Below are 10,233 nucleotides of genomic sequence, written 5' to 3'. Positions count from 1 at the left end.
AGACAAACAAGCCCTCGATCAAGTAGACATGAACAAGGTCAGGACCTGGGGAATTACGTGACGCCGGGCCCGGGGAATTACGTGATCGTTCACACATGTCACTTTCCGATCGGCCTGGAGCTGAACGCCCCATCGATCTGTGACTGCGCTGACCAGTGCCATCCCTCGTCCGGCTACGGCGTCCTCCCCAGCGTCGAGGAGGGCTGGCAGAGTGCGAGTATCGGGGTCGTGGACCTCGATGCGCAGCCGAGGTCCATTCATGGCAACGGCCAGTGTGGCGGGAGTGCCGACGCCTACGTGGGTGATGACGTTCGACACGAGCTCGCTGACACAGAGCTGAGCATCACCTACGACCGCATCCAGCCCCCACATCTCCAAGTGCAGTCTCATGACGCGGCGCAAGGGTGCCACCTCTGCGGGTTCTGCCATGAACGGAAGGGTCCACAGCTTCTTCTCCAGACCTACATTGCAGCCCATGGCTCAACTCCCCTACTCGCGACCTGCGTTGCGATTCGTGTTCAGCTCCACACCGAGAGTCGCATTGGAACTCTCAAAATGGAACTCTCATTTCCGATCATTGGGAGTGCGGACTGCCGACGCACGCCCCCGGCTCGCACCATCTTGCAGCTGGGCGCGTGGAAGCTTCACCATCGGACCGATCGATCTGAAGGGCCAGGGACATGGCAGTCGGACCCACCACCCGTAGGCGCCAGCTGGGCGCGGACCTCCGGCGCCTACGCGAGCTCAAGGGCTTGACCCTTGAGGAGGCGGGCGCACGGGTCGGCATCTCAAAAGCGACACTCAGTCGCTACGAGACGAAGGAGGGCACGGTCAAATGGCCGGCTGTAGATGCCCTTTGCCGCGAGTACGGCGCCTCGGACGAGGAACGACTGGCTCTCGTGGAACTCGCGAAGGGCGCCAAGATCCAAGGATGGTGGCGTTCACTGGCCGATCCCGTCCCCGAGTCCATGAACCTCATGCTCACGCTGGAGGACGAGGTCGTTCGCGAAGACCACTACGCTTGCATGTACATCCCTGGCCTTCTCCAGACTCGCACATACGCCGAGGCCGTGCACCGAGCCTCTGAAGTGCAGTGCCCGGAGCGGGAAGTTCAGCACATGGTCGACATCCGCATGAAACGACAGGAACTCCTACAGCGAGCTGAACCGCCCCACATCTGGTGTGTGATCGACGAAGCCGCTTTGCGACGCAGGGTCGGGGGGCGCGAGGTCATGAGGGAGCAACTCCGGCACCTCGGCAACCTGTCGGAACAACCTCACATCACTGTCCAGGTACTGCCCTTCTCAACAGGCGCACACGCAGCCGCCGTCGGCAGCTTCGCCGTGCTCCGCGGCCCCGCCCCCGATCTGGATGTCGTCTACGTGGACCTGCTCGGTGGTGGGCTCTTCATGGAGAAGCGGCCAGAACTGGAGCGTTATAGGTTGGCGTTCGAGTACCTCAGCGCACAGGCACTCGATCTTGAGTCCTCGGCGGACATCATCCACAGCATAAGCAAGGAGTCCTGATGACAGCGCCCTCGATGCCCCATTGGTTCAAGTCCTCATACAGCGGAGGAAGCGGGACCGAATGCGTCGAGTGCGCCCACACGGCCAACGGGACGTCCGTTCGCGACTCCAAGCGGGCCGATGGACCAGCCCTGACCGCCGGCCCGCGCGCCTGGCAGGCCTTCATCGAAGGTCTCATACTCCGACCGTGGATCGGATCGTGAAGTGCTCTCCGCCATCGACATCGGAGACCGGCGGCACATCCGAATACGACCGCCTACGCCAGCGACCGTCGAACCGCGTCGATCAACGACGCGGCACGCGCATCATCATCTCCCCCGATGATGTTGTTCATCACATAACCGAAGGCAATACCCTGCCGAGGGTCGGCGAAGCCGAGTGAGCCGCCCCGCCCGGTGTGGCCGAAAGAGCCCGGCCCAATCATGGGATTGGTCTCGGTGGGCAGCATGTATCCGCTACTGAATCGGCTCGGGATCAGCATCACCTGGTCCTTCCCACTGGCCTGCTCCTTGGTCGCCGACTCGAGGGTCTCCCGAGTAAGCAGGCTCGTACTGTCCACCTCGCCGATCAGCGCGGCGTACATGCGCGCCAGTGCGTGTGCGGTACCGATGCCGTTGGAGGCCGGAAGTTCCGCAGCCTGCACCTCAGGCGAGTCGAAGTCGATCTCGGCGGGGACGGTGACTGCGTACGCTCTGTTGCTGAACGACTTCGGATCGCGCCACGCGGCCACTTGTTCGCGGAGTTCTTCGGGAACCGACTCGGCGGGCACGGTGGTGAGGTCGACGGCCGGTCGCTGGTACACCATGCGGCTGACCCGGTCGCGTTGATCCGCCGGCAGTCCGATGAAGAAGTCCAGCCCGAGGGGAGCGGCGATCTCCTCAGCGAAGAAGCGGCCCGGCGTCTGGCCGGATACCCGGCGGATCACCTCGCCGACGAGCCAGCCCCAGGTCCGCCCGTGGTAGCCGTGCGCCGTGCCCGGAGTCCACTGTGGACGCTGCGCGGCAAGTGCTGCCGTCATCGGGTGCCAGGCCAACGCCTCGTTCAGCGGGACCGGTTGGTCCAATGTGATCAAGCCGGCCTGGTGGGACAGCAGCCAGCGCACCGGGATGTCCGCCTTGCCGTTCGCGGCGAACTCCGGCCAGTACTTTGCCACCGGCGCGTCCAGGTCCAGCGCACCACGCTCGGCCAGCATGTGTGCCGCAGTCGCGGTCGCCCCCTTGGTCGCCGAGTAGACGAGTTGCAGGGTGTCCCGTGTCCACGGACGACCGGTCTCGGGGTCGGCGACGCCTCCCCACAGGTCCACCACCGGTCGGCCGTGCTGGTACACGCACACCGCCGCGCCGATGTCCCCGTGCTGGGCGAAGTTCGCCGCGAACGCCTCACGCACCGGTTCGAACCCAGCCGCGACCTCACCGTGGATCGTCGTCATGCCGTCCATCCTGGCATTACCACAGCCTGCTCTGAGGGGGCGGGCTCGACCTCGCAATCCGAGAGGCGACGGTCACGCCGCGACGGGCACGGCCTGAAGGCGCTCGCGGAACTCACGGACAGCGGGGACGGACTTGCGCGGTTCGAGGTGTGCGGAGAACTCCTTCAGGCGGTCCAGCGCCCGTACGGAGCTGACACTGCTCTCCAGGAGTTCGGTGCCGTAGTTAGCGGCGTCGAGCGCCCCGTCCAGGTCGCCGCCGGCGAGCCGCGCCTCGGCCAGGCGGCTGGAGCGTACGGCCTTGTCCCGAGGAGCTGCGCTCTTCACCGAGGTCTCCAGCGAATCCGTCGCGCGCTCCACCTGCCCGGACCGCAGCAAGACCTTGCCCTCGGTCGACTTCAGCTGGGCCTCGCCGAACCAGTTGAGCCAGTCCGGGTTTTCCTCCGTCGTGTGGTGCTCCCAGTGGGACACGGCGCGGTTGAGCGCTGTTCCGGCCTTCGCGTGGTCGCCGTCGCGGGAAAGCGCCTCGGCCTTGTGCAGGTAGAGGAAGGACTGGGTGTACGGCGACAGCGTGCGAGGGGCGTTGTCGATGGCGGTGGAGATGAGGGCGACGCGCTCGGCGGTCCGTCCGGACTCGGAGACGTGAACGCCCATCTCCGCGAGGATGAAGGCGCCGAACGCGTCGTCGCCGGCGGTACGGGCGCTGCGCAGGGCCCCGACGTAGTAGCGCTGGCCGGCGGAGCGCAGCCCCGCGTCGTAGGCCATCCAGCCGGTCAGGTGCGATACCCGGGCTGCCAGGGCGTAGAGGCGGATTCGGATGCTCTCCGTGTATCTGCCGGTGCTCAGGAGGCCGGTGACGAGGGCGAGATCGCCGCGTGCCTGCTCCAGGAGTGTGGCGCCGCCGAGTTGGTCGTCAAGGGTACGCAGCGTGCTGATGCGCTGCTCGATCGTCGAGACCATCGTGTCCGTGACCTGATCTCCGCCCAGGGCCGAGGCGAAGGCGGACGGCGCGTCCACCCAGCTCGCCGCGAGGCCGGTCAGGGCGACGCCCGTGATGGTGAGAAAGCCCCGGCGATCCATGCGGCCACTCCCCACGAGTTCGGACAACGCCTCAACGGTACCGGCCTCGGTCCACGGGGCTGTGAGCCCCGTGACCTCCCAGACCGGCAGCCATCGGGGCCAACCTTCCTTCCGGGCCTGCTCGTACGGGACGAGCAACAGGTCGGCGAGTACGCGCTGGGCGTCCGCGTCCGGCTCCTGCCCCTGCTCCCACTTCCATACGGTGGTCCGGTTGGTCGCGAGCGGGATGCCGAGCGACCGCCCGTGGGCCTGCATGAGGCGGGCGAACTCGGCCTTCCCCCATCCACGCGTCTCGCGGAGGAAGCTCAGCGGGTGGACCGCCAACGGTTCACCAGGCATGTCATCACTCCCGTCATCCCCTCAAGGCGTAGTGGGGAGGCTACTTCGCGTGGCCGCGTACGGGGAGGGCGTCCCCATGAGGAACCCCCTAGAAACGTTCCGCCTTGCCGCCAGGGGCCGTTGACTGAATATCAGCCGTCCACGGAGCCCGCGCAGGGTTACCTCTCCCGGAACGGTTCTCAGATCGGCGGCTCCGCCCCCGTTTCCCCGTCGGGGACGGAGCCGCTCTCCAACTCCTCGGAGGCGTCAGCCATGCCCACGCTTGCCCATCGGTTCGTCCTCGCGGGTGAGGAGAGGGAAGTTTCCCTCGCCCGGTGCACGGTCGTCGACAAGGTGCGTGCATGGGGTGTGCCGTTGAACGATGACGCGGCTGACGCCATCCGTCTCGTCGCCTCCGAGCTCGTCAGCAACGCCGTGGTCCATGGGGAAGGGCCCGTCACCGTCACGCTGTACCACCGGCCCGGCCGCCTGGTGATCGACGTACGCGACGACAACCCTGCTGTTCCGCAGGCGAGTTGTGCCCAAGCCGACGACGAAAGCGGGCGCGGCCTGGCGCTGGTCGAGCAACTCGCTTCGCGGTGTGCCTGGGAACCCACCGGCCAGGGCAAACGCGTATGGGCGGAGATCGCTCTTCCCAAAGCGGCGCCCGCCATCCGAGGTGCCGTTCTGCGCAGGCTATTCGCGCTACGGCCGAAGCGCGGCGTGGTAGCCGAGCCCGAGTCGCTCACTCTGGCGGTCGCGTGATGGGACGACACACCTTACGAGCGCATCCGCTTCCTGATCCCGACATGGTCTTCCGGCCCACCCGCCGAGACATCGACCCCGTCACCGGAGAGCCCACTGACTACGCGCTATGGGACCGCCACGAGTGGCAGGCGCGCGGCGAGTGCTGGCTGTGGTGCGGGCGGGACGACGTCGAGGTGACGTGGATCGGGCCCGTCCGGTCGAGCGGCATGCACGCGGCCCTCTACGCCTGCCGTGCCTGTCTGTATGAGCTGGACCAGCGGGTTCTGGAGATCAACATGCGCGAGGACGTCGGCAGCCTGCCGAACCACCGCTGACCTGCCCTGTCCCTGGCGCCGGACTGCCGCTCAGCGAGCTGCCAATGACCGCCGCCCCACGTCTCCCACGGCCGTGGGGCGGCCATAGACCTCCCGTCGGAGCCCTGACGGGAGAACCGAAGAGGAAGGAGTACGAGGTGGCAGAGCCCACGACACCGCCTCCGGCCCGGAGCGGCCTCCTGGTGGCGGTGCAAGAGCTGACCGCCATCCACGACCGCTACGACAGCCTCCGGTCGGACAACCAGGGCAGTTCCGGCGACGCGCCGTGGCCGGGTGGCGACGGCAACCTGCACGACAGCGAGTAAGCACCAAGCGGTGAGGGCCGACGTGGTCGGCCGCGCCGGCCCTCACCGTGTCCGCATCAGTGGTCGAACCCATGGAGGACGCACGATGGAACACCGGTTGATCAGCGCCATCGAGGCAGCACTCGGCTGGAGTGGAGCCGAGGAGCTGGGCAAGGACTTCGTACGCGGGAGCATGGACGATCCCGCCCTCGTCTCCCGCATCATGACCCCGAACCGCCTGCTCGACGTCGCGATGCGCAGGAGCCTGAACCGCCCGCAGTTCCGGTGCTTCCAGAAGGGCGAGGAGGTCCATCCGGCCATCTACTACACCGACAGCGTCAGCCCCCGGGGCCAGAGCATCTCCATGGTCAACATGCACAGTCTGGGCAGGCTCCTGGGCGAAGGCGCGACGGTGATCATGGACCAGGCCAACGTCTTCGACCCGACGATGGAGGTCGCGTGCCGGGCCCTACAGTGGTGGTCCCGTGAGCGAGTCCAGGTCAACGCGTACCTGACGACGAACGACGCCTCCGGCTTCCCCCTGCACTGGGACGACCACGATGTCGTCATCGTCCAGCTCGCGGGTGAGAAGGAGTGGGAGGTGCGCGCGACTTCCCGTGCGGTCCCGATGTACCGGGACGCCGACCCCAACAGCACTCCGAGCGACGAGATCATCTGGTCCGGTCGGTTGCGGACCGGCGACGTCATGCACATTCCGCGGGGCCACTGGCATCAGGCGACACGGACCGGCAGCGGCTCCGGCAAGAGCCTTCACGTCACGTTCGGCATCACCAAACGCACAGGGGCGAGCTGGCTCGCGTGGCTGGCCGACTGGTGCCGCGAACACGAGATCTTCCGCCACGACCTCGACCGCCAGCACGGAACCGGCACCGCCGCGCTGACCGAGGCCGCCGCCCAACTGGTCAGCGAGCGTCCGCCGGCCGACTTCTTCGACGCGTACGAGCAGGCGACGACCCTGCCTCGGCACGTGCCGTTCCTCGACATACTCGGGCCGCTCGACGCCGTGGTGTGCACCACCCATTTCCCGCCTCAGATTCACGAGCACGGAGAGACCGTCGACATCGTGGCCTCGGGGAAGAAGCTCACCCTCGCGGCCAAGGCCCTGCCCGCCCTACGTCTGCTGCTCAGCGGCAAGCCGGTCGCGCTAGAACAGGCCGCGGCCGTCGTCGGAGCCGAGGTGGCGGAGGTCGCTGAGATCCTGGTGGAGGAGGAGCTGTGCGCGGTGCTGACCCCCGAGTTGTTCTCGGGCTACACCGGTCTCGTCAAGAACGCCGGCTCCTGACCGGCGCGCTCGACCTCGGCGTCACAGCACTCGACACCAGCACCAACTACCTCGGCTTCCGTTCGCATCAGGTCCTGGCGCAGACGGCCAGAGACCTGCTGCCGAAGTTCACGGTCTCGACGAAGGTGGGCTACTTTCCGGGACCGGGCGGGGCGGAGCACTCCCTGGATCCCGTACGGCTGCACGCGGCCGTGGAACAGGCGGCCGGGGACCTGGGGCAGGAGCCGGATCTGGTGTTCCTGCACAACCCGGAACACTCGCTCCGCGAGGCTGGCCCGCATGGCCAGGAGGTGCTGGCAGAAGCATGCGCTGCCCTCGATGACGCTACGCGCAAGGGCCTGTGCGCCGCCTGGGGCATCGCGTCCTGGGATCCATCACCCCTGGTAGGACTGATCGGCCCGGCCGTACCGAGGCCAGCGACCCTCATGGTCCGCGCCGGCCTGCTCGTCGGAGTCAGAACGCTGGACGCCGCGGACGCCCTCATCAAGGGGTGGGACCTGGACCCCAGCGAGGCATGGGGCATGAGCCCCTTCGGCGGCAGCACCAGCGACTCGGTGTGGTCCAAGGTCGACCCCCGTGTCTTCCTGGGTGACAGCCGCCAACTCTCGCGTGTGCAGGCGGCGTTCATAGCCGCCTATCACCTGCCGAGGGTCGGCACTATGGCGGTGGGCACTGATGAGCCCGCCCATCTGGGCGAACTCGTCGGCGCCCTGGTCGGCGAGGTCGAGGAACGAACAGTCCAGGAGTACCGGAGTCTCCTGCGAGACCGTTCACACGATCAGCCGGCCTGAAGCTCCTTGATGACCTGCTCGGCCATGCGCCGGGCGGGTTCCAGCCGAGGGTCTTCCGAGTGCGCGTACGGCCCGAGGATCTTCGAGCAGGCAAACAGCGTCATCACCTTGCCGTCCCGGCTCTCGAAATCGGACCGGCGCTCGTGCCATACGCGATCGGCCAGAGCCGGGACAGCAAGGGAACTCGCCCACAGCGAGGCCGAGTCAAGCCCCAGCGGCGCGTTACCCCAGTCCTCCCAGTCGAAAAGACTGAACGCCGGAGCCGTCATGTTGGCCCAGTTCAAGTCCGCGTGGGCCGGCACCCACTGCTCGATGGTCGTATCGAGATCGCCGGGGAAAACACCGCGGACGGACTCGGTGACGAGGGTCTGGGTGATGGTGTCGGTGTCCGGTGTGGCGATGCGGCTCGTGCTCTGGGCCGCAAGCGCGTCCAACGACGTGTTCAACGCCTCCCACCAGTCATCCGGCAGCTCCGGGGCTTCACTCAGGATGGCGCTTCCGACGGGAGCCCCTGGCAGGAGCTCGGTTTCGTCGGCTCGCCACATCACCGGCCCGTCCGGGGCCCGCCAAACCACACATCCGTGCCATTCGGGCTGGGCGATGCCCTTCAGACGGGCGGCACTCTCGGTCCCGTTCCACCCCTGGTCGGAGATCTTGTCGAGCAGGCGCCGCTCGATCCGTACCCAGGTGTCGCGGTCGGTTCTGGCCCCCACGGATCGGCGCTTACGCACCATCGTGTCCGGGAGCAGCCCCACTTGGAGAGACCGCTCGACGCGGTCAAGAACCTCGTCAACCGGCTGTACGCGAAGGTCGACAGCCTGACCCGTGGAGACCGAGAGCGTCATGGACGCGACCGTAGCAAAGGGGCGTCAGGACCCGCGCACGCCAGCCGCCGCCCCCACCCACCCCCAATACGCATCCACATCGACGTTGCTCCCGCACACGACCGTCACCACCCGCCGCCCCGCGAACCGCTCCCGATCCTCCAAAATCGCCGCGATCCCCAGCGCCGCCGACGGTTCGACCACCAAGCCCGCGTGGGCAAGGAGCAGCCGCATTCCCGTGATGATCGATGACTCCCGTACCAGGACCGCGTCGTCCGCGACCTCAAGGAGGTCGGTCAGGACGGGTCGGATGGGGATGCGGCCGGCTACTCCGTCGGCGATGGTGTTGGTCGTGGTCGTGGTGATGACTCGGCGTTGGTGGAAGGAGTGGGTCAGGGCCGGTGCGCCGAGGGGTTGGACGCAGATCACCTCGACGGTTGGGGCCAGGGACTTCAGTACGTGGCCCACTCCCGTCGCCAGTGCGCCGCCGCCGAGGGCGATCAGGATCGTGTCGAAGGGCGGGGCGGTGGTCTGCGCCGGTTCGAGGAGTTCCAGGGCGATCGTCGCCGCGCCCTCGCATGTTTCGATGTCCAGGCTGTCCTCCACCAGGCGGATGCCGTCCTGACGAGCGATGGTCGCCGCGCGTTCTCGGGCCAACTCGTGGTCGCCATCCACCAGTTCCAGCTTGGCGCCCAGTGCACGGATGCGGTCGAGCTTGGTTCGGGTCGCGTGGCGGGAGGCTACGACGGTCACGTCGAGGGACCGGGCTCGGGCGGACCAGGCCAGGGCCTGGCCGAGGTTGCCCGCGCTGGCGCACACCGCGGACTGTGCGCCGTTCGCGGCGAGTTGGCTCGCGACCAGCTCGGTGCCGCGGGCCTTGAAGCTGCGTACCGGGTTCGCCGTTTCGAGCTTGATGCTCACCGCGCAGCCGAGGTCGGGTTCCAGTGCCTCGCAGCGGTACAGCGGGGTGTCGAGGAACATCGGGTCGATGAGGTTGCGAGCGGCCCTGATGCGGGCCAGGTCTAGGCGCGTCCGCGGTTCCTGCATGGCACAGCAGCGTAATGCGACCCGCGGCCCATAACCCACGACCCGCGGCCCACGACCCGCGGCCTTGATTACCTGGCGGGTAATCGACCCCCACCCCGCCCGCCTGCCACGATCGTCCACGTACGGAGCGCACAGGCCGCACAAGCCGCACCGACCAGCACCGACCGCCGCTTCCGACCCAACGGAAGGACCCCAGCCATGACCGCCTACGCCATCGCCCACCTCCGCGAAGCCACCCCGCACCCCGAGATCGCCGAGTACATCGAGCGCATCCCCGCCACCTTCGAGCCGTACGGCGGGCGTTTTCTCGTGCACGGTTCGCAGCACGAGGTGAAGGAGGGCAGCTGGCCGGGACATGTCGTGGTGATCGGGTTTCCGGGGATGGACGAGGCCCGGGACTGGTGGGACTCGGCCGCGTACCAGGAGATCGCGCCGCTGCGTTCGCGCCACATCGTGGGTGACATCGTCCTCGTCCCGGGTGTTCCCGACGGCTACGACCCCGCCGTGACCGCGAAGGCGTTGCGCGCGGCCATGGACGGGCAGTAGGCATCC

12 protein-coding genes and 1 pseudogene are annotated in these 10,233 nt (G+C 67.6%); 8 read left to right on the top strand and 5 right to left on the bottom strand.

Going from position 1 to position 10,233, the window contains the following annotated elements:
* Window positions 1-96: 96 nt before the first annotated feature.
* Window positions 97-477, bottom strand: a pseudogene (locus tag ABZ848_RS33420) (ATP-binding protein); the annotation flags it as partial.
* A 203-nt stretch (window positions 478-680) separates the two neighbouring features.
* On the opposite strand from ABZ848_RS33420, the gene ABZ848_RS33415 reads away from it, so the two are divergent.
* The gene (locus ABZ848_RS33415; protein ID WP_360837968.1) at window positions 681-1,526 is read left to right on the top strand and encodes a helix-turn-helix transcriptional regulator; all 846 of its coding nucleotides are present in this window, start codon (window positions 681-683) and stop codon (window positions 1,524-1,526) included.
* Complete coding sequence (locus tag ABZ848_RS33410; protein ID WP_360837966.1) at window positions 1,526-1,729, top strand: DUF397 domain-containing protein; 204 nt, start codon at window positions 1,526-1,528, stop codon at window positions 1,727-1,729. The genes ABZ848_RS33415 and ABZ848_RS33410 overlap by 1 nt, the downstream gene beginning before the upstream one ends.
* Window positions 1,730-1,782: 53 nt before the next feature.
* Here the strand turns inward: ABZ848_RS33410 and ABZ848_RS33405 are convergent, their stop codons facing one another.
* Together ABZ848_RS33405 and ABZ848_RS33400 are read right to left on the bottom strand one after the other, a co-directional pair.
* The gene (locus ABZ848_RS33405; protein WP_360837965.1) at window positions 1,783-2,955 is read right to left on the bottom strand and encodes a serine hydrolase domain-containing protein; all 1,173 of its coding nucleotides are present in this window, start codon (window positions 2,953-2,955) and stop codon (window positions 1,783-1,785) included.
* Window positions 2,956-3,027: 72 nt separating this feature from the next.
* Window positions 3,028-4,371 (bottom strand): transcriptional regulator, encoded by a 1,344-nt coding sequence (locus ABZ848_RS33400; protein ID WP_360837963.1) that lies wholly within the window; start codon window positions 4,369-4,371, stop codon window positions 3,028-3,030.
* 252 nt (window positions 4,372-4,623) lie between these two features.
* Here ABZ848_RS33400 and ABZ848_RS33395 point away from each other — a divergent pair, with 252 nt between their 5' ends.
* From ABZ848_RS33395 to ABZ848_RS33375, 5 genes are all read left to right on the top strand, one after another.
* Complete coding sequence (locus ABZ848_RS33395) at window positions 4,624-5,115, top strand: ATP-binding protein (RefSeq protein ID WP_360837961.1); 492 nt, start codon at window positions 4,624-4,626, stop codon at window positions 5,113-5,115.
* Between the two features lie 44 nt (window positions 5,116-5,159).
* Entirely contained in the window at window positions 5,160-5,432 is a 273-nt protein-coding gene (locus ABZ848_RS33390; protein WP_360837959.1) for a hypothetical protein, read from the top strand.
* A 137-nt stretch (window positions 5,433-5,569) separates the two neighbouring features.
* The gene (locus ABZ848_RS33385) at window positions 5,570-5,737 is read left to right on the top strand and encodes a hypothetical protein (RefSeq protein WP_360837957.1); all 168 of its coding nucleotides are present in this window, start codon (window positions 5,570-5,572) and stop codon (window positions 5,735-5,737) included.
* Between the two features lie 85 nt (window positions 5,738-5,822).
* On the top strand, window positions 5,823-7,019 hold the full coding sequence (locus ABZ848_RS33380) for a cupin domain-containing protein (protein WP_360837955.1): 1,197 nt from the start codon (window positions 5,823-5,825) through the stop codon (window positions 7,017-7,019).
* Entirely contained in the window at window positions 6,953-7,810 is an 858-nt protein-coding gene (locus tag ABZ848_RS33375) for an aldo/keto reductase (protein WP_360837953.1), read from the top strand. Before ABZ848_RS33380 ends, ABZ848_RS33375 begins: the two co-directional genes overlap by 67 nt.
* Here ABZ848_RS33375 and ABZ848_RS33370 read toward each other — a convergent pair.
* Both ABZ848_RS33370 and ABZ848_RS33365 read right to left on the bottom strand, forming a co-directional pair.
* A complete protein-coding gene (locus tag ABZ848_RS33370) occupies window positions 7,798-8,655 on the bottom strand; it encodes a hypothetical protein (RefSeq protein ID WP_360837951.1) in 858 nt (285 codons plus the stop codon). The genes ABZ848_RS33375 and ABZ848_RS33370 overlap by 13 nt on opposite strands.
* A 24-nt stretch (window positions 8,656-8,679) precedes the next feature.
* Window positions 8,680-9,681 (bottom strand): pyridoxal-phosphate dependent enzyme, encoded by a 1,002-nt coding sequence (locus ABZ848_RS33365; protein WP_360837949.1) that lies wholly within the window; start codon window positions 9,679-9,681, stop codon window positions 8,680-8,682.
* A gap of 198 nt (window positions 9,682-9,879) precedes the next feature.
* Here ABZ848_RS33365 and ABZ848_RS33360 point away from each other — a divergent pair, with 198 nt between their 5' ends.
* The gene (locus tag ABZ848_RS33360) at window positions 9,880-10,227 is read left to right on the top strand and encodes a DUF1330 domain-containing protein (RefSeq protein ID WP_360837948.1); all 348 of its coding nucleotides are present in this window, start codon (window positions 9,880-9,882) and stop codon (window positions 10,225-10,227) included.
* The last annotated feature ends 6 nt before the right edge of the window (window positions 10,228-10,233 follow it).

The organism is Streptomyces sp. NPDC047081, assembly GCF_040643775.1.
In the GTDB taxonomy this organism is placed as follows: domain Bacteria; phylum Actinomycetota; class Actinomycetes; order Streptomycetales; family Streptomycetaceae; genus Streptomyces.
Note: the sequence above shows the minus strand (reverse complement) of the source record. Positions and strands in the feature narration are given on the sequence as shown.